Origin of the sequence: Aquabacter sp. L1I39, assembly GCF_017742835.1 — a bacterium.
Lineage (GTDB): Bacteria > Pseudomonadota > Alphaproteobacteria > Rhizobiales > Xanthobacteraceae > L1I39.
Genome location: NZ_CP072392.1, coordinates 958,045 through 976,253, shown reverse-complemented (window position 1 = coordinate 976,253; position 18,209 = coordinate 958,045). Strand labels below are relative to the sequence as shown.

Genomic DNA, 18,209 nt, shown 5'->3' with positions numbered 1-18,209 from the left:
ATGTCCGAACTTTCCCCCCGCTTGGCCCTGGTGGTCGGTGCCAATGGCGGCATTGGCAGCGAGACCGCCTTGGCACTCGCCCGCCACGGCTGGGCCATCCGCGCCTTGGTGCGCGACCCCGCCAAGGCGCCCCGCCAATCGGGCTGGGCCTATGTGGCGGGGGATGCCATGGACCGCCATACGGTGGTGTCGGCGGCGCGGGGCGCCGGCCTCATCGTGCATGCGGTGAACCCGCCCGGCTATCGGGCCTGGAACCGGCTGGTCCTGCCCATGATCGACAATACCATCGCAGCGGCGGAGGCGGCGGGCGCCCGCATCCTGCTGCCCGGCACGCTCTATAATTACGGGCCGGACGCCTATCCCCTCGTCGCCGAAGAGGCGCCCCAGCGGCCGCAGACCCGCAAGGGCCGGATTCGCGTTGAGATGGAAGCTCGGCTGGAGGCGGCGGCGGCGCGGGGCGTGCGCTCTCTTATCCTGCGCGCCGGTGATTTTTTCGGGCCGCGCTCGGGCAACAATTGGTTCGGCCAGGGACTGATAAAGCCTGGCAAGCCCTTGAGCTCCATCCTCTATCCCGGCGTGCCCGGCATCGGCCATGCCTGGGCCTACCTGCCGGATGTGGCCGAAACCTTCGCCCGCCTCGCCGCGCGGCACGACGACCTGCCGGCCTTCGCCCGCTTCCATTTTGACGGGCAGTGGGATGCCGACGGCACGTCCGTGATCGCCGCCATCCGCCGCGCGGCGGGCGCACCGCGCGTGCCGGTGCGCGCCTTTCCCTGGTGGCTGCTGGCGGTGGCGGCGCCGTTCAACGAGACGCTGCGCGAGCTGCGGGAGATGCGGCCTTTGTGGCAGCAGCCGGCGCGGCTCGACAATCGCCGCCTCGTGTCCTTCCTGGGCGAGGAGCCGCGCACGCCCCTGGCCGTGGCCGTGACCGCGACGCTGGCAGGGCTTGGTGTCGTGGTGGCGAGCGGGGACGGCCCGTCCGCCTTGCCGCTGCGCGGGCGAAGGTGAGGCGCTGCTCAGTGCCCGCGGACGAGCGTGGCGAGTCCTTGAAGGATTGTCGCCCCGCCGATGGGAGCCGCCAGCAGCATCAGGATGTTGAAGCCGAGGATTGCCAGCAATACCCGCTCTTCGCGGGCGGAGAGGCGCCGGTGCGGCCGCTCGGGGCGGGGTTCGGGCCGGGGACCCAACATCTTTTCATCGAGAAACATGGCGCAGGCTCCCGCGACCGGCTGATGTGGCCGGCCGGCGCGGGTCACTCACCCCTGCGGGTGGCGCGCCGGTCAGCGCGTGGGCGTGAAGGTGCCGGTGGCCAGCGTTCCGGGGGCCGGGACGAAGCTGCCGGTGGCAAGGCTCGCCGTCTGCTGTGGGGCAGGGACGTAGACGGAGGCGGTGCTGCCGCTCGGCGCACTTGCAGGGCGCGGGAGGGGCAAGGGCGCATTGGCCGCCATGGTGGCGGAGGTGTCCGGTGCCTCTTCTTCCTTCGCGCCGCCGCCGAGCAGGTTGGCGATGGACAGGCTGCCGGAGGCCAGCGTCGCGGCCGGCGCGGGCGCGTGCGGGTTGGAGCCGGGCTCCTCCGGCGCGCGCAGGGCCAGCAGGGACCGGCCATAGGTGTTGGTGGTCACATGGGTGTTGGCGGGCGAGCCCACCGGGCTGAAGCCGTCGTCCGCCACGTTCGGCGGATTGGTGGTCCGGCCCGGCATGGTGCCCGGCGCGGGGCCTGGCGGAATGGTCTTCAGCTCCTGGCCCGGATTCTTTTCCTTGTAGCTGGCCAGGAAGACCGGGTGCATGCCGCCATCGATGCCAGCGCGGCTATAGGGCGCCGAGACGCTGCCCACCAGCGCCGCCACCTTCTGCTCGTCCGCATGCTGCTTGGCCTGCACGGCCTGGGCGATGGCGGGGGGGATGGTGTAGCTGGGGCAGGCCATGGTGGCGTCGAAGCCGCGCCCGGGGGCGGCGGTGGCGTTGAACACATAGCGCCGGTCGCACACATTCACCTTCGGCTCGCGCATGGTGACGTCGAAGGCGTCCACGCCCTCCTTCAGGTTCTTCCAGAAGGGCATGTTGGGATTGTTGCGATACTTGGCCATGTTGGTGGGCGTCATGCGGAAAGGCAGCGCCTGCACCTGGAACGACTTCTGCCCGCCTGCGAACGCCTCGCGGCCCAGGGCATAGATTTCGGCCATCTGCTCGTCGGTCATGGAATAGCAGCCGGCGGACGAGCAGTCGCCATGCACCATGAGGAAGTCGCCCGAGCGGCCATAGGACCGGTCATAGGCGTTGGGGAAGCCCAGATTGAAGGAGAGGTAGTAATTGGAGTTCGGGTTCATCTGACCCGGGGTGATCGTATAGAAGCCCTCCGGCGCCTGGCGGTCGCCCACCTTCACCTTGGGGCCGAGATCGCCCGACCAGCGGCAGATGGGATAGGTCTTGAAGAGGGCGAACTCGCCGTCCGTCTTCTGCTTCCAAACCTCAAGCTCCGCCTCCTGCTTATAGATGCGCACCAGGATCGGGCTCTGCGGCGTCATTCCCTTCTCGGAAATGAGGGCGAGCGTCTGGGGCGAGAGAGGCTGGCGGGCGCGGGCGGAGGTCTCGTAATTCTCGCCATTGCAGCCGGCGAGCGCGACGGCGGCAACCGCAGCCAGAGCGGCGAGGCGCAGGCGCGGAAGAAGGGGCAGCAGGCGGCTCAACGCAGAACTCCAACAACCGTTCCGGGTGCGGTGAGCGACATGTCTAGAATCCTCGACCTTGCCACGTCGTTACCGCATGTCGCTCCAAAGGAAAAGAGAGGAGGCGCGACCGGCCCAGCAAAGGGCTCAAATGCGGCCAAGATGGGATGATAGCGGCCCAACCTTGCGCAAGGCGACCTACCCTTCCACCATTCGCGGGGCATGGTTAACGGCGCGGCCGCCCGGTCAGAGGGTGCGGCCGATGGCCAGGAACTTCTCCCGCCGCGCCTTGCGCACCGCCGCCGGATCAAGGCCGGCCAGCTGGGAGAGGGCGTCGGAAATGGCGTCGCCCGCGGCCGCGATGGCGGCCTCGGGATCCCGATGGGCGCCGCCGCGCGGTTCGCGGATGATGGTGTCCACCACCCCGAAGCGCTGAAGGTCCTGCGCGGTGATCTTCATGTTGGTCGCCGCGTCCTGGGCCTTGGCGGTGTCGCGCCACAGGATGGAGGCGGCTCCTTCCGGCGAGATCACCGAATAGATGGCGTGCTCCAGCATCAGAACTTTGTTGGCGGTGGCGATGGCGATGGCCCCGCCCGAGCCGCCCTCGCCGATGATGACGGCCACATTGGGGGCGCCCAGCGAAAGGCAGGCATCGGTGGAGCGGGCGATGGCTTCCGCCTGCCCGCGCTCTTCCGCGCCGATGCCGGGATAGGCGCCGGCGGTATCCACCAGCGCGATGACCGGCACGTTGAAGCGGTCCGCCAGCTCCATCAGGCGCACCGCCTTGCGGTAGCCTTCGGGGCGGGCCATGCCGAAATTGTGCCGGATGCGGGTCTCGGTGGTGGAGCCCTTCTCATGGCCGATCACGCACACCGCTTCGCCGCGGAAACGGGCGAAGCCGCCAATGATGGCCTCGTCCTCGCCGAACTTGCGGTCGCCGGCGAGCGGGGTGAATTCCTCGAACAGGCCCTTGGCGAAATCGGCGAAGTGCGGCCGCAGGGGATGGCGGGCCACCAGGGTCTTCTGCCAGGGGGTGAGGCTCGCATAGAGCTGGGCCAGCGCCTCGGCCGCCTTGGCCTCCAGGCGCTGCACGTCGTCGGCGATGGCGACGCCGTCCCCGGTGGACAGGGCACGCAATTCTTCCACCTTCGCCTCGAGCTCGGCCACCGGCTTCTCGAAGTCCAAATAGCTGCGCATGCCTGTCCGCTTAGGTTCTGAGGGGGAGCAACGGGCTCCCGAAAGGAGGCGGGAAGCTGCCCGCCGCAGGAGGAGGTGTCAAGCCGGGCCGAACCCGGTGCGCCCCCACGCCCGCAAGGGGCGCCGCGGTGGTCGGTTAACGGCGAAACATGGCGCATCTGAGATGGCAGCCGCCAAAAGGCGCGCCAGCCTTGCCTCCGCCGGTGCCTTGGGGCCGGAGTCCTGAATGGAGGGGCTCTGTCGCTTACCTTGGCCGCAGCGTCTTTTTCAGCGCTATGGGGACAAGGCCGGAGGAACGTGCCGAGGAACTGGGTGCGACAGGGCATCTCCGGTCCGCCATCCCGTCCGGTCGATGGCGAGAGGCGGCGTCCGTCTCTCGCCGCACCGGCCTCAATCGAACGACACGTCGTTATCGTGGAGGTAGACGTTGCTGGCCTTGCAGATGTCGATGCGAATGGGTTCATCCTTCACTTCACCACCCGACTTCCCGCGCCAGCCCACCCGCAGCGTCTGCTGGCATTTGCCGCTCGACTTGGTAAATGCGAGTTCGGCGCTGTCGCCGGGCTCGAGCGGCTCGCTCAGCCAGTTGGTGCTCCAGCCGGTCCCGTCATTTGTATAGAAGCCGACCACAGTATTGCCGGGTGTTTCATTGTGAATCGTGAATTCACCACGCTTTCCGGTCTGCGCCGACGCTGCGTCAATATAAGGAGCGCCAACGAAAAGAGAAAGAACGACGGCAGCTACTCTGATTTTTAGTTTTTTTCCCATCCTTGCCCCCGCAGCTTGAACCTGCGCGTGGAACTTTTGCAAGGGACCTGGAAAATTTCAATGATTAATGCTGCCCGATTCCGGTGCCGCGGCTGATTGGACGCAGGTGGGACCTTCGGCCTCGACGTCCCGTGCCGCGACTTATGCCGTGCCCGGCGGGACGGGGCCGGCCCCCGGTGGCGCCACCCTCGCGCCACCCTCGTGTGGAACACTTGCGCTTGCTCCGGGTGGAGGTTCGCACTGTTCAAGGATGCAGCCGTTGGGGTATTGCATTTGCGAACATGGTGGCTCCAGCCGCCGCGTGCCGCCAGTCTGCCGAGGAAGTTCCAGCCGATGCGCGCCATTCTCGACGTCATCCTGATCGTGCTCCAGCTTTATGTCTGGGTGCTGATCGCCGCCGCCGTGCTGTCGTGGCTGGTGGCCTTCAATGTCGTCAATCCCTACAATCAATTCGTCCGCTCCGTGGGCGAGTTCATCTATCGCATCACTGAGCCGGTCCTGGCGCCCATCCGCTCCATCCTGCCGAGCCTCGGCGGCCTCGATTTGTCGCCCATGGTGCTGATCCTCATCATCTTCTTCATCGAGCGGGTGATCGGCCTCTACGTCTATCCCTACGTCTTCTGACGCCGCCCATGACCTTCTGGACGGCGCGGGGGGACGGCCTTGAGGTGCGCGTGCGCGCGACTCCCAAGGGCGGGCGGGATGCTCTCGACGGCGTGGTCACCCTCTCCGATGGGCGGGACGTGCTGAAGATCCGGGTGCGGGCGGTGGCGGAAGACGGCGCCGCCACCCAGGCGGTGATGAAAGTGCTGGCACAGGCCTGCGGCGTCGCCCCGGCGCGCGTGCGGCTGCTCTCCGGCGCCACGGCGCGGCTGAAAACCTTTCATGTGGAAGGGGATGTGGACGCCCTTGTGACGGCGCTGACCGCGCGCTCGTCGTGACAGCCTATCGAGCATGCGGGCCGCTAGGTTCCCGGGGGGCGGTCCCGTTGGACGGGCCAAGAAGGAGGCGCGGCGCGCAGTGGCCCTGACGCACCGGCGCCGCACCCCCTTCCGGCTATCCCCCCGCGAAGGAGGGGAGAGCCCTCATGTCCTGCCATCGGGACATGCCCATTCCGAACACATTTTATGGACGCATCGCGCCGCTGGCCGAACCCGTGACGCCGCGCAGGCTCCAACGTGAGCCTTGCATAAAATGCAGGGCAGGATTCCCTACCGGAACGCGCCGAGTGTTGCTGGCGCCGGGGCGGACTGGCGTACCCGGCCTCCGGACACCGCGACACGCGTGTGGCGGGTCGGGCAAAGTGCGGCAACGCGCCACAGGCGGATGCGTTTCGTCTATACAAATATACCTCTCGATCGGGCGCGGGTCGTCTCCCCCTCCCACGCCGCCGCGCGGTGCAGAATCGGGAATATGCGGAAATTCAAAGGCTTGGCTCATTTTGCCGAGAAAAGGTTCTTCACCCCTGTTTCGGAACCTGTTCTAATGTGCCGAGGGCCGCACGCGGTCCGCCGGCCGGGGCGGGGTCGCGCGGGGCATGATGCGTCGGTCTGCCGTCCGGCACAGGGGCGTTTTTTGACCGGAAGCCGCAAAGGCATCGGTTTGAAAGGCGTTTTCCATCAATGCCTTCAATCGGAGGCCGGGACGTCTGTCTCCCGGTTTCGATCGGGCGCCAGGGGGCGGCATGCCGGGGAGCGGAAGCGGGATGGGGCAGGTGGCGGAAAGCGAGGAGCGGACCGAGGCGTTCCGGGCGGCGGCGGTGGCGAGCTTCGTCGGCGGCTATGCGCCCCTGCCGGGGGTGCGCGACGAGATGATGGACGCGGATGGCCAGCCGCGCCCCCATTGGGCGCCGTTCCTGGCGGCCCTGGCCGAGCTTGGCCCCGAGGAACTGCGCCGTCGCTTTGATGCCGCCGACCGCTATCTGCGCGACAGCGGCGTGTTCTATCGCGTCTATGACGATGGCGGCGGGCGCGAGCGGCCCTGGTCGCTCAGCCATGTGCCGCTGCTCATCGACAAGCCGGACTGGGAGGTGCTCTCCGCCGGCCTGATCGAGCGGGCCGAATTGCTGGACCGGCTGCTGCGCGACCTCTACGGCCCGGCGAGCCTGGTCAGCGAAGGGGCCCTTCCTGCGGCGGCGGTGGCGGGCAGTCCCGAATTCCTGCGGCCCCTGGTGGGTGTGAAGCCGCGCGGCGGGCGCTATCTGCGCTTCTATGCCGCCGATGTGGGGCGCGGCCCGGATGGGCGCTGGTGGGTGCTGAACGACCGTACCCAGGCGCCCTCGGGCGTGGGCTATGCACTGGAAAACCGCCTCGCCCTCACCCGCGCCTTGCCGGACACCTCGCGGCAGATGCGCATGGAGCGCCTCGCCGGCTTCTTCCAGACTTTCCGCAACTCCCTCATCAAGCTCGACCGCACGGGGGAGGGGCGCATCGGCCTGCTGACCCCCGGCCCGCTCAACGAGACCTATTTCGAGCATGCCTTGCTCGCCCGCTATCTGGGCTTCCTGCTGGTGGAGGGCGAGGACCTCTCGGTGCGCTCGGACGCCGCTTTCGTGCGCACCGTGGCGGGATTGAAACGCATCGACGTGTTGCTGCGCCGCCTCGATTCGGACTTTGCCGACCCGCTGGAACTGAATGCCCGCTCGCGCCTCGGCGTGCCCGGCCTCGTCTCGGCGGTGCGCAACCATGCCCTGGTGCTCGCCAATGCCCTGGGCTCGGGCCTGGTGGAGGCACCCGCGCTGATGGCCTTCCTGCCCCGCCTCGCGGTGCGCCTCCTCGGCCGCCCGCTGGCCTTGCCCCATGTGGGCACCTGGTGGTGCGGGCAGGAGGCGGAGCGCACCCAGGTGATGGAGAGCCTGGATTCCCTGGTGATCGCCTCCGCCTTCGGGCAGCGGGTCAACGTGCTCGGTGCGCGCGGCTCGGTCCTGGGCGCGGACCTGACAGGCGCCGAGCGGCGGCGTCTGTCCGCCCTCATGGCCCGGCGCGGCTCGGACCTGGTGGGCCAGGACGTGGCGCGCCTGTCTACCATGCCTGTGTGGACCGGCGAGAAGCTGGTGCCGCGCCCCTTCACCCTGCGCGTCTTCCTGTGTGCCACCGACGAGGGCTGGACGGTGATGCCCGGCGGCTTCTGCCGCATTGCGGAGAGCCTCGACGCCCGCGCCTTCTCCATCCAGAGGGGCGACCGCTCGGCGGACGTGTGGGTGCTGGCCGACACCGAGGTGGGCACCCAGACCCTGCTGCCGAGCCCCGACAATGTGCGGGTGCGCCGCTCCTCGGGCACGCTGCCCAGCCGCTCGGCGGACAATCTGTTCTGGCTCGGGCGCTATGTGGAGCGCACCGAGGCGACGCTGCGCCTGGTGCGGGCCCTGGTGGGCCGCCTTGCGGAGACGGAATCCTCCTCCGGTCCGTTGGTCACCCGCATTCTCTCGCTGCTGTCCTCCTGGGGCGCCATGCCGGCCAATATGGCGCGGGCCACCCCTGGGTTCTGCGCCGTGGCGGCACTCACCCGGCCGGACCTGCCGGGCGGCCTGCCGCAACTGGTGCGCTCGGCGCGGGCGTCGGCATCTGTCATCCGCGACCGCTTCTCGCCCGATGCCTGGCGGGCCCTGGTGGAACTGGAAGCCTGCCTCAACGCCCCCGTTCCCGCTGCCCCTTCGGAAGCCGACGCCCATGAGCGGGCGGACGCGGCGCTACGCATCGTCGCAGCCTTTTCCGGCCTGGCCTCCGAGAACATGAACCGGCTCACCGGCTGGCGTTTCCTGGAGATGGGCCGGCGCATCGAGCGGTCCATCGTGCTCCTGCGCTATGCCCGCACCTTCGCCGAGCCGGGCGTGCCCAGCGGCGCGCTGGACGTGCTGTTGCAACTGGCGGACAGTCAGATCACCTATCGCAGCCGCTATGTGACCATGGAGGCGCGCGGGCCGGTGCTCGACCTCGTCCTGCTGGACCCGGACAATCCCCGCTCGCTGGCCTTCCAGGTGCAGCGCATGGCGGCCCATCTCCAGGTGCTGCCCGGTCGCAATCCCGACGAGCCGCCGCCTTTGTCGGAGCGCATCATCGCCCGCATGCGCGCCGACCTCATCGCCTCCAGCGCCGAGACGTTCGAGTTCGAGGATTTCGACGCCCTGGAGCAGGATCTGATGCTGCTCTCGGACGAGATCTCCACCCATTATTTCATCCAAGGCCCCGCCGCCGACGCGGAATGGCAAGGGCCGAACTGAGGTGGCCATGCTCTACGACGTGCGCCAGACCACCACCTACACCTATGGCACCACCGTGCGCTCGGCCCGGCAGGTGCTGCGCATGACGCCGGTGGACCGCATGCCCCACCAGCACGTCATCGCCCATATGCTGAACACCCAGCCCCGTCCCACGGAGATGGAGCAGGGCACCGATTTCTTCGGCAATGCGGTGGCCTGGGCCACCTTCGACACGCCCCATGACCGGCTGGACATTTCCACCCGCGCCCGCATCGACGTGCATGCGGTGGTGCTGCCCGACCCCGAGACCACCCCGATGGTGGACGAGGTGCGCCGGGAGGCCTTCGCCAGCACGGACCTCGGCCCCTCTTCGCCGGTCCATGCGCTCTATCCCAGCCGCGCCATTCCGCTGGACGCCGAAATCACGGACTGGACCGCCCAGAGCTGCCCCGCCAACCGGCCGATCCTTGCCGCCGCGCTGGAGGTGATGACGCGCATCCATGACGACTTTGCCTATATGCCCGGCACCACCGACGTGACCACCTTGCCGGCGGAAGCCTTCGCCGCCCGGCGCGGGGTGTGCCAGGACTTCGCCCATGTGATGATTGCCGGCTTCCGGGGCCTCGGCCTGCCGGCGCGCTATGTGTCCGGCTATCTGCGCACCGTCCCCCCGCCCGGCCAGGAGCGCCTCGCCGGTGCCGACGCCACCCATGCCTGGGCGGAGGTGTGGTGCGGGCCGGAACTGGGCTGGGTCGGGCTCGACCCCACCAATTCCATCCCCGCCGGGGAGGACCACATCATCCTCGCCATCGGCCGCGACTATGCCGACGTCGCCCCGGTGGACGGCGTCATCGTCGCCTCTGGGGAGCACGGCCTCGCGGTGGGTGTGGATGTGGTCCCGGTGGAGCGACCGCAGGCGGACGCGCCGGCCTCCTGAACGGCCGGCACGTCCCAGTCACTGGGCGGCCGGAAAGTTCGGCGCGGCCTTCAGGACCATGGCGCGATCCTCGGTCAGCATCAGTCCGTCGGCGATGAGGCCATCGGCGGCCTTGGCCACCGCCGCCTCATAGTCCTGGAGCGAAGAATAGCGGGCGGAGAGCGGCGCGCGGCTGTCGGAATTGAGCGGGGTCTTGGGAAAGGCGACATAGCTGCCGGTCAGGCTACAGAGCTCGCCGGGGGCAAAGCCCGCGCGCCGCAGATTCCAACCCCAATAGGTGCCGAGCGGCGCGGCCACCGGCACCTCCCGCACCCCGCCGAGCGCCATGCCGTCCGCATCCACCTTCGGCACCAGAATGGCATAGGCAGCGCCATCCTTCGGTGGCACGGCGCTGTCACGCACATTCAGGCCGTTCACCGGCGGGTGCGGCACGGTGCCGTCGATGCGCGGCAGGCCGAGCGCTTCCGGCGCCACCAGGGCGTCCTTGCCGGCGGGGAAGACCGAGGGGCGCGGCGCCTTGCCCTCCTTCACCCAGTCCTTCATGGCCACCGTCAACGCCCGCAGCGTCGGGCCGACGCTCAGGGGATTGGTGGGATAAAGGCAGGTCTTGTCTGCCCGCGACGCCGCGCCCCACGCATTGAAGTGCGGTGCGCCGGCCAGGAAGAACAGGCGCACCGTGTCCGGCATGGTCAGGGCCGTGCCGTCGGGCGCGGTGGAGACGAGCGCCGCGCGGCCCTGCCAGAATTCGGTGGAGGTGTCGGTGTGGATCACCTTCGGGCAGGTCTGTGTTGCCGTGCAGGCCTTCAGGATGCCATCGGTGCGCCCGCTTACCGGGTCGGTCATGTCCACATAGGTGAAGGGGAACTGGTCGCCGGGATAATCGTGATCCTCATGCTGGCGCGAATAGCGGCCGGGCTGGGCGAAGGGGTCGTTGGTGAAGGTCTTCCGGGAGCCGGCGATATGCGGCATCACGCCGTCGAAGACGGGCTTTCCGCCGGCATCCGCATTGAAGCCCCGAAAGACGAAATCGCGCAGGAAGCGCCCCGATTGCGAGATGCCGAGGCCCATCGTGTGGTCGATGGGGCCGAGCGGGCTCTTCACCTCCGCCGGCCCATGGCCGCGCAGGAAGGAGACGAGGTCCGCCGTGGCGATGAAGCCGAGGCCGGCGGGCACCGCGTCGCGGGCCGGATAGATGAACTCATAGATGGCCCCGCCATCAAGGCCTGCCGGGCGGGTGATCTCCACCGTCTGGGCATCCACGAAGCGGAAGGAGAGGCCGGCAGGCGTGCCACGCGCATCCCCCGTCTTCGCGCGCACGGTGAGGGTGGCCTTGGCGGGGTCTAGGTCGGCGGCGGGATAGGTGAGCTTGGCCGTGCTGACCGGCTTGGCATCCTCGAAGATGAATTCCTCGCGGGAGGGCCCGGTGACGCCCGCCAGCACCGGCAGGGCGATGTCCATGAGCGTGTCGCCCAGGTCCGTCTGCCAGCCGCTCCATACGATCGTGAAGCCCTGGCGCATCAGGAAGCCGTCGCCGGGATCGTCCACCGTGAAGGCGGGACCAGCCTTGGTCACCGCGTTCAGCAGGGGGAAAGACAGGTTCCGCCCGCGATTGGGCACCTCGTAGAACAGCGTCCGCGCGCCGGCGGCCGGGTCCACGGGGGAAAGGATGACCATCTCGGTGGAGAATTCCACCTCGCCCTTTGCGTTCACCGGCGCTTTGTCGATGCCCGCCACTTTCCGCGCGCGCTCGGACTTGGGGTCGATGGCGAAACGCACCCGCGCCTCGATCTTCTCATAGGCGCCGGCGGCACCGAAGCTGCGGCCGTCATAGGCGGGGGTGCGTGTGAGGCCTTCAAGGCGCGTCACCTCCGCCGCCGCCGGGCCGAGAAGGGCGGCGGTCGCCCCAAGGGCGAGAGACGCGGCGAGGGCGTGGGGGCGGCGCCAGGGGAGGCCGGCGTTTCGGGCGGTGCGGGGGCGGGTGGGCTTGGTCATGCGTGTCCTCCCCGCGGAAGCGGGTGCGCGGGCCGGTGCTGCCGGCGGTTGGAGCGTTGCCGGCTGAGCCGGCCCGCGGACGGGAGAAAGGGCGACGTGACGCGGAACAACCCGCCCCTCGCGGGGGCGCGACCCTATTGGGCCGGGCCCATCACCAGGTCCGGCAGCCAGGTGGCGATGCCGGGGAAGATGGACAGGATGACGATGCCGAGGATCATGGTCAGCACATAGGGAAAGGCGCCCCACAGCACTTCGCTGGTGCGCACCTGGGGGGCGATGGCATTGACCACGAACAGGTTGAGCCCCACCGGCGGCGTGATGAGCCCGATCTCCATATTGATGGTCAGCACCACGGCGAACCAATAGGGATCGAAGCCTGAGCTGACGATGATGGGATAGAGCAGCGGCGCCGACATCACGATGATCGCCACCGGCGGCAGGAACATGCCGGCCACCAGGAGGAAGACGTTGATGAGCCCCATCAGCACCCAGCGGTTCACCTCCAGCCCGGCGATGGAGGCGGCGACCGACTGGGTGATGAAGAGCGAGGACAAGGCGAAGGCGAACAATTCTGCCGAGGCCATGATCATCATGATCATCACGCTCTCGCGCATGGTGGCGCTGAAGATGTCGATGATGGGCTTGGGCTGGAACAGCCGGTACATGATGATGACGACGCCGAGCGTCAGGAACGCCCCCGCGCCCGCCGCCTCGGAGGGGGTGGCCACCCCGCCATAGAGCACATAGAGCGTTCCGGCGATGATGAGCAGGAAGGGCGTCACCTTCGGCAGGGCGGCGAACTTCTCGCCCAGCGTGAAGATCTTGCCCGCTCCATCGAACGAAAACTTCTTGCGCCGGCAGTCGATCAGCGCCCAGGCCATGAACATGACGGTGAGCATCAGGCCCGGCATCACGCCGGCCAGGAAGAGGCGGCCGATGGAGGTCTCGGTGGCGATGCCATAGACGATGAGCGTCACCGAAGGCGGGATGAGAATGCCAAGCGTGCCGCCCGCGCAGATGGAGCCGGTGGCCACCGAGGCCGGATAGCCGCGCTTGAGCATTTCAGGAATGCCCATCTTGCCGATGGCGGCGCAGGTGGCGGGGCTCGATCCCGTCATGCCGGCGAAGATGGCGCAGGCGCCGATATTGGACAGGACCAGGCCCCCCGGCACCCGGTTCAGCCAGCGGTCGAGGGCCTCGTAGAGGTCACGCCCGGCCGGCGTCGCGGCCACGGCCGCGCCCATGAGCACGAACATGGGGATGGACACATAGGCCAGCGAGGCGATGCCGGCGAACATGGTCTCCGCCAGCACCTCGAACACGCCGGGGCCGGAGGCGATGAGCAGGCCGCCAATGGCGGACAGGCCGAGCGCGAAGGCGATGGGCATGCCGGTGGCGAGCAGCGCCAGCAGGAGGCCGACGATCAGAAGGCCGGAGAGCGCGGGAGACAGGGCCATCATGCGTGTGCTCCGAACGGCGCGCGGCCCTGCACCCGGCGGATGATCTCGGCCACATATTGCAGGGAGAGGAGGACGAACCCCACGGGCAGCGGCAGCAGCGGCACCCACAGGGTGATGGCGGCCACCGTGGAGGTGCGCCATTCATTCACATAGGCTTCGTGGAAGAAGATGAGGCTCGCCACGCTCATGGCGAGGCAGAACAGCAGGCCGAAGACGGCACCGATGAGCCCCAGGAGCCGGCGCGGCCCCGGCGGCATCACCATCTCGATCACGTCGACGCCCACATGGCCGCGCGTCAGCAGCACATAAGGCGCGCCGAGAAAGACGGCGGCGGTGGCGGTGAAGACCACGAAGTCGGTCTGCCAGATGGTGGGCGCGCGGAAGACGTAGCGCAGGAAGATCATCTGGCAGGTCACCAGCATGGCGGAGACCAGCATCAGCGCCGCGAGGACGCCGGCGAGCTTGGAGAGCATGTCCACGGCGGACAGGAACAGGCGGGTCATGGATCAGCCTTCGGCGGAAGGAACCGGACGCGGGAGGTCTGGACGCGAAAGGGGCTGGAAGGACTGCCGGCTCCCCCAAAGCGGGAGAGCCGGCGAGGCCTCACTGAACCGCCAGGGCCTTCTTGATCAGCTCGTCGCCACCCTTCACCTTCTCGGAGAAGTTCTTGTACGAGCTCTCCTGCGCCACCTTCAGCCAGGCGTCATAGTCGGAGGCGGACATCTCCACCACTTCCACGCCGGCCTTCTTGAAGGTGTCGATCAGCTTCTGGTCGCCATTCTTCACCTGCTCGGAGAACCAGGCCTGCGCCTTCTTGCCGGCGGCGAGGATCGCCTTCTGCTGGTCGGGCTTCAAGCGGTTGAACACCTGCTTGGACATGAGCACCGGCTCATACATGAACCAGAGCGCATTCTTGCCCGGCGCGGTCAGGCACTTGACCTGCTCGTAGAGGCGATAGGAGACGAAGCTCTCGGACGAGGTGTTGGTGGCATCCAGCACGCCGGTCTGCATGCCCGAATAGATTTCGGATGAGGGCATGGAGGCGATGGAGGCGCCCGCCGCCGCCAGCATCTGCTCGAAGGCGGGGCCGGCGGCGCGGGTCACCTGGCCCTTGATGCTGTCGGGGTTGGTGATGCAGCCCTTCTTGGAGGCGAAGGCGCCGGACAGCCAGGCATCGGCAATCACGATGGCGCCCTGGGCCTCCACGATCTTCTTGATCTCCTCCATGAAGGGCGAGTCGTTGAGGCGCTCGGCGCGGTCGAAATTGCGCACCAGCCCCGGCATGAGGGTGGCGGAGAATTGCGGCACGCGGCCGGAGGCGTAGTCCAGCGGGAAGGAGGAAATGTCCAACTGGCCCTTGGTCAGCGCGCCCCACTGCTCGTTGGGCTTGTAGAGGGAGGCGCCGGGGAAGACCTGGATCTTCAGGCCCACATTGGCGGCTTCCACGTCACGGGCGATCATCTGGACCATTTCGTCGCGCGGATCGCCCTTGCCGCCGGGAAACTGGTGCGAGGCGCGCAGGGTGATGTCCTGCGCCAGAGCCGGGGCTGTCATCAGCAGGCAGGCGCCAGCCGCGAAGGCCATCTGGCGCAGGGTGGTGCGACGGGCGCGGGGGGCTTTCGACCCGGGGGAACCGGTCATGGCTTTCTCCTTGTGGCGGCCGCATGGCGGCCCTGGCGTTTCCTCGGAAGCCGCCCGGTGTCCGGTGCGGCGTGACGCTGACGCGTACTGTCCCGCGCGCGGTGACCGCGCTGCGGCCCGTGCGGCTTGGCGGCCGGAACGGGTTTTTTGCTTCGCCGCCGGCGGACCGGCGGCGTCTTCATGGTCCGGCGGCCGGTGCGGCCGGTCCGGTGTTACGCGGCGGACTGATACGCGTCCTTGTAGGTCTCGCGCAGCACGTTCTTCTGCACCTTGCCCATGGTGTTGCGGGGCAGTTCGTCGACGAAGAAAACGCGCTTGGGCTGCTTGAACTTGGCGAGCCGCTCCTCCAGCGCCTTGTGGATCTCCGCCTCGGTGAGGGTCGCGCCCTTGGTGCGCACCACCACGGCGGTCACGCCCTCGCCGAAATCCTTGTGGGGCAGGCCGATGACGGCGCTTTCCAGCACGCCGGGAATGGCGTCGATCTCGCCCTCGATTTCCTTCGGGTAGACATTGAATCCGCCGGTGATGACGAGGTCCTTGCCGCGCCCGACAATGTGGACATAGCCGTCGCCATCCACCTTGCCGAGGTCGCCGGTGATGAAGAAGCCGTCATGGAATTCGGAGGCAGTCTTCTCCGGCATCCGCCAATAGCCCTTGAACACGTTCGGGCCCTTCACCTCGATCATGCCGATCTCGTCGGTGCCTACAACCGCGCCGGTCTCCGGGTTGGTCACCCGCAGGTCGATGCCCGGGAGCGGGAAGCCCACCGTGCCGGCCCGCCTGTCCCCGTCATAGGGATTGGAGGTGTTCATGCCGGTCTCGGTCATGCCGTAGCGCTCCAGGATCGCCTGTCCCGTGCGCTCGCGGAAGGCGCGGTGCGTCTCGGCCAGGAGCGGAGCGGAGCCGGAGACGAACAGGCGCATGTGCGCGGTGGCCTCCCGTGTGAGGCCGGGCTGGTCGAGGAGGCGGGTATAGAAGGTGGGCACGCCCATGAGCGAGGTCGCCTTGGGCATGAGGGACAGGGCCTCGCGGGCGTCGAACTTCGGGCAGAAGATCATGGACGCGCCGGACAAGAGGATGATGTTGGTGGCCACGAACAGGCCGTGGGTGTGGAAGATGGGCAGCGCGTGGATCAGCACGTCGTTCGACGTGAAGCGCCAATAGTCGCGGAGCGTCAAAGCGTTGGACAGGAGGTTCTCGTGCGAGAGCATGGCCCCTTTGGCCCGGCCCGTGGTGCCGGACGTGTAGAGGATGCCACCGAGGTCATCGGGCCCGCGCGGCACGTTCTCGAAGGTCTCGGGTAAGCCTTCCGCCCCTTCGGTGAGCGAGCCCTTCCCGTCGGTGCCCAGCGTTTCCACATGGGGCACGCCGAGGCGGGTCGCCAGCGCGCGCATGTCATCAGCCACTTCCGGCCGCGCCACCATGACGGTCGGCTCGGCGTCGGAGAGGAAATATTCGATCTCCGCCAGCGTATAGGCCGTGTTGAGCGGCAGATAGACCGCCCCCGCCCGCACGGCGGCCAGATAGAGCGCCAGCGCCGTCCAGGATTTCTCCACCTGCACCGCCACCCGGTCGCCCGGCTTCACGCCGCGCGCCACCAGGAGATGGGCAAGGCGCGCCGACAGCGCGAGCGCGTCCGCATAGGTCTCGCGGCCACCATCGGGATGCAGCACGAGGGCCTTGTCGAGGGCAGGGATCGCCGCCTCGAAGGCGGAGAAGAGATGGTTCTTCTTGGCTGTGGTCATTGCACCGGCACCAGGCTGCGCGCGCTGGCCTCGCCACGCAGCAGTTTCTTGACGGGAGCGCTCGCCACGACCTCGCCCTTGCCGGCATAGGCTTCGTGGTTCTTCTCGATGTCGGCCAGGACATAGCGGTAATTCACCATCAGGCCGGCGGCCTGGGCGATGCCTTTGGGCGAGAGGTCGCCCATGGGATTGATGCGTTCGAGCCGCGCGCCATTGCCGAGGTGAAAGCGCGCCACCGGGTCGAGCGGCTTGCCCTTGGCGGTGCGCGCCACCAGGAAATAATGGGCGGCCAGCGCATTGATGACGGGGGTGAGCTCGGTGCGTGCGGCTTCGTCGCCTTCCCATCCCGGTGCATCGAGGCGGGTGAGCGCCTGCCGGTCGGCGGGGTTGAGGATGGGCGAGGTTTCGTCCGCGCGCGTGCTCTTCACGAAGGCACTGAAGCCGGGCACCGGGGACAGAGTCACGAAGGTGGTGAGCGAGGGGATCTCGCGGGAGATTTCCTCCACCACCTGCTTGATGAGGAAGTGGCCGAAGGACACCCCGCCAAGCCCGCGCTGGCAATTGGAGATGGAATAGAAGACCGCGGTGGTCGCCGTGCCCGGGTCGAGCGGGGCGCGGGACTGGTCCAGGATGGGAGCGATGGCGCCGGGCGTCTCGCGCATGAGCGCCACTTCCACGAAGATCAGCGGCTCGTCCACCAGCGCCGGGTGGAAGAAGGCGTAGCAGCGCCGGTCCGGCGTGTCGACGCGGGCGCGGAGGTCGTTCCAGTCCTTGATCTCGTGCACCGCCTCATAGCGGATGATCTTTTCCAGCACGTTGGCGGGGGTCGACCAGTCGATGCGGCGCAGCACCAGGAACCCCCGATTGAACCAGGAGGAGAAGAGATGGCCGAAATCCCGGTCCACGGGGGCGAGGTCGGGGCGCAGCACCATGGCGTCCATCAGGTGCTCGCGCATGCGCACCAATTGCCCGGTGGCGCCGGCGGCCATGTTGAAGCGGCGGAACAATTCCTGCCGCCGCGGCTCGCTGGCGCGGTGGATCTCGGCGACGGCCGATTCCGAGCCCGACTTGCCATAGGCGGCGACCGCCTTTTCCAGCCGCGCCACGTCGGCGCCGAAGGTCTCGTGCAGGGCCTCGAAGAAGGCGATGCGCTCGCCGGTCTTCATGCGGGCATAGCGGTCGAGGATGTCGGTGGCGAGTGCGACGCCGGAGGCCTCGCCCTTGCCGGAGAGCAGATCCTGGCAGCGGTCCACCAGGGTTGCCGCCTTGGTGGCCCCGCTGACCCGGCTGTTGCGGTCCAGAAGCGCCCGGCCGCGATCGGCAATGGTGTTCAGGAGGTCGCCGAAGAAGGAGGTGTTGGAGCTCATGAGGTCGCCGTTCCGCCTGTTCGATCAGCGTCCATTGGGCCGGTCGGCGGCCCGCATTGCAAGGCTGCCCTGGGGACCTTCGGGACATTGTGTGGGCAGATGAGGCATGGCGCAGATCGTCCCCCGTCTTCACACACATCTAAGTGCCGTTTGCATCGTTCGTCAATCATCATGTATGCAAGATTGGGCGTGACTGTATGTGAGCGGGTGGCTAAAGTGACGCTGAAGCTGAGGGAGC

At 68.1% G+C, this 18,209-nt stretch carries 15 protein-coding genes; 5 read left to right on the top strand and 10 right to left on the bottom strand.

All coding sequences use genetic code 11. The annotated features are described in order from the left end of the window. Complete coding sequence (locus J5J86_RS04285; protein ID WP_209103656.1) at positions 1-1,008, top strand: NAD(P)H-binding protein; 1,008 nt, start codon at positions 1-3, stop codon at positions 1,006-1,008. Positions 1,009-1,016: 8 nt separating this feature from the next. Here J5J86_RS04285 and J5J86_RS04280 read toward each other — a convergent pair whose 3' ends face one another. The 4 genes from J5J86_RS04280 to J5J86_RS04265 all read right to left on the bottom strand — a co-directional run bounded on the left by J5J86_RS04280 (position 1,017) and on the right by J5J86_RS04265 (position 4,673). Further along, a complete protein-coding gene (locus J5J86_RS04280) occupies positions 1,017-1,208 on the bottom strand; it encodes a hypothetical protein (RefSeq protein ID WP_209103655.1) in 192 nt (63 codons plus the stop codon). Positions 1,209-1,280: 72 nt separating this feature from the next. Further along, positions 1,281-2,687, bottom strand: coding sequence for a L,D-transpeptidase family protein (locus tag J5J86_RS04275; protein ID WP_209103654.1), 1,407 nt, complete (start codon positions 2,685-2,687; stop codon positions 1,281-1,283). A 225-nt stretch (positions 2,688-2,912) separates the two neighbouring features. Continuing rightward, entirely contained in the window at positions 2,913-3,863 is a 951-nt protein-coding gene (locus J5J86_RS04270) for an acetyl-CoA carboxylase carboxyltransferase subunit alpha (RefSeq protein ID WP_209103653.1), read from the bottom strand. 390 nt (positions 3,864-4,253) lie between these two features. Then, positions 4,254-4,673, bottom strand: coding sequence for a hypothetical protein (locus tag J5J86_RS04265; protein ID WP_247658027.1), 420 nt, complete (start codon positions 4,671-4,673; stop codon positions 4,254-4,256). Between the two features lie 291 nt (positions 4,674-4,964). Here J5J86_RS04265 and J5J86_RS04260 point away from each other — a divergent pair, with 291 nt between their 5' ends. The 4 genes from J5J86_RS04260 (at position 4,965) to J5J86_RS04245 (ending at position 9,766) form a co-directional block, all read left to right on the top strand. Next, complete coding sequence (locus tag J5J86_RS04260; RefSeq protein ID WP_209103652.1) at positions 4,965-5,255, top strand: YggT family protein; 291 nt, start codon at positions 4,965-4,967, stop codon at positions 5,253-5,255. Then, entirely contained in the window at positions 5,252-5,572 is a 321-nt protein-coding gene (locus tag J5J86_RS04255; protein WP_446698678.1) for a DUF167 family protein, read from the top strand. The genes J5J86_RS04260 and J5J86_RS04255 overlap by 4 nt, the downstream gene beginning before the upstream one ends. 764 nt (positions 5,573-6,336) lie before the next feature. After that, the gene (locus J5J86_RS04250; RefSeq protein WP_209105231.1) at positions 6,337-8,850 is read left to right on the top strand and encodes a circularly permuted type 2 ATP-grasp protein; all 2,514 of its coding nucleotides are present in this window, start codon (positions 6,337-6,339) and stop codon (positions 8,848-8,850) included. 7 nt (positions 8,851-8,857) lie between these two features. Further along, complete coding sequence (locus J5J86_RS04245) at positions 8,858-9,766, top strand: transglutaminase family protein (RefSeq protein ID WP_209103650.1); 909 nt, start codon at positions 8,858-8,860, stop codon at positions 9,764-9,766. 18 nt (positions 9,767-9,784) lie between these two features. On the opposite strand, the gene J5J86_RS04240 is transcribed toward J5J86_RS04245, so the two are convergent. The 6 genes from J5J86_RS04240 to J5J86_RS04215 all read right to left on the bottom strand — a co-directional run bounded on the left by J5J86_RS04240 (position 9,785) and on the right by J5J86_RS04215 (position 17,971). Continuing rightward, on the bottom strand, positions 9,785-11,758 hold the full coding sequence (locus J5J86_RS04240; RefSeq protein ID WP_209103649.1) for an alpha/beta hydrolase domain-containing protein: 1,974 nt from the start codon (positions 11,756-11,758) through the stop codon (positions 9,785-9,787). 134 nt (positions 11,759-11,892) lie between these two features. Beyond that, positions 11,893-13,209, bottom strand: a complete 1,317-nt coding sequence (locus tag J5J86_RS04235) for a TRAP transporter large permease (protein ID WP_209105230.1) — start codon at positions 13,207-13,209, stop codon at positions 11,893-11,895. Positions 13,210-13,214: 5 nt separating this feature from the next. Then, positions 13,215-13,721, bottom strand: a complete 507-nt coding sequence (locus tag J5J86_RS04230; RefSeq protein ID WP_209103648.1) for a TRAP transporter small permease subunit — start codon at positions 13,719-13,721, stop codon at positions 13,215-13,217. 100 nt (positions 13,722-13,821) lie between these two features. Then, the gene (locus J5J86_RS04225) at positions 13,822-14,802 is read right to left on the bottom strand and encodes a TRAP transporter substrate-binding protein (protein ID WP_209105229.1); all 981 of its coding nucleotides are present in this window, start codon (positions 14,800-14,802) and stop codon (positions 13,822-13,824) included. A 269-nt stretch (positions 14,803-15,071) separates the two neighbouring features. Beyond that, entirely contained in the window at positions 15,072-16,604 is a 1,533-nt protein-coding gene (locus tag J5J86_RS04220; RefSeq protein WP_209103647.1) for a malonate--CoA ligase, read from the bottom strand. Continuing rightward, the gene (locus J5J86_RS04215) at positions 16,601-17,971 is read right to left on the bottom strand and encodes a malonyl-CoA decarboxylase (RefSeq protein ID WP_209103646.1); all 1,371 of its coding nucleotides are present in this window, start codon (positions 17,969-17,971) and stop codon (positions 16,601-16,603) included. Before J5J86_RS04215 ends, J5J86_RS04220 begins: the two co-directional genes overlap by 4 nt. Positions 17,972-18,209 lie beyond the last annotated feature (238 nt).

Excerpts from the sequence above, each read along its gene's own strand:
- J5J86_RS04285 (WP_209103656.1), top strand. The coding sequence starts at position 1 with ATGTCCGAACTTTCCCCCCGCTTGGCCCTGGTGGTCGGTGCCAATGGC.
- J5J86_RS04280 (WP_209103655.1), bottom strand. The coding sequence starts at position 1,208 with ATGTTTCTCGATGAAAAGATGTTGGGTCCCCGGCCCGAACCCCGCCCC.
- J5J86_RS04270 (WP_209103653.1), bottom strand. The coding sequence starts at position 3,863 with ATGCGCAGCTATTTGGACTTCGAGAAGCCGGTGGCCGAGCTCGAGGCG.
- J5J86_RS04260 (WP_209103652.1), top strand. The coding sequence starts at position 4,965 with ATGCGCGCCATTCTCGACGTCATCCTGATCGTGCTCCAGCTTTATGTC.
- J5J86_RS04250 (WP_209105231.1), top strand. The coding sequence starts at position 6,337 with ATGGGGCAGGTGGCGGAAAGCGAGGAGCGGACCGAGGCGTTCCGGGCG.
- J5J86_RS04245 (WP_209103650.1), top strand. The coding sequence starts at position 8,858 with ATGCTCTACGACGTGCGCCAGACCACCACCTACACCTATGGCACCACC.
- J5J86_RS04240 (WP_209103649.1), bottom strand. The coding sequence starts at position 11,758 with ATGACCAAGCCCACCCGCCCCCGCACCGCCCGAAACGCCGGCCTCCCC.
- J5J86_RS04230 (WP_209103648.1), bottom strand. The coding sequence starts at position 13,721 with ATGACCCGCCTGTTCCTGTCCGCCGTGGACATGCTCTCCAAGCTCGCC.
- J5J86_RS04225 (WP_209105229.1), bottom strand. The coding sequence starts at position 14,802 with ATGGCCTTCGCGGCTGGCGCCTGCCTGCTGATGACAGCCCCGGCTCTG.
- J5J86_RS04220 (WP_209103647.1), bottom strand. The coding sequence starts at position 16,604 with ATGACCACAGCCAAGAAGAACCATCTCTTCTCCGCCTTCGAGGCGGCG.
- J5J86_RS04215 (WP_209103646.1), bottom strand. The coding sequence starts at position 17,971 with ATGAGCTCCAACACCTCCTTCTTCGGCGACCTCCTGAACACCATTGCC.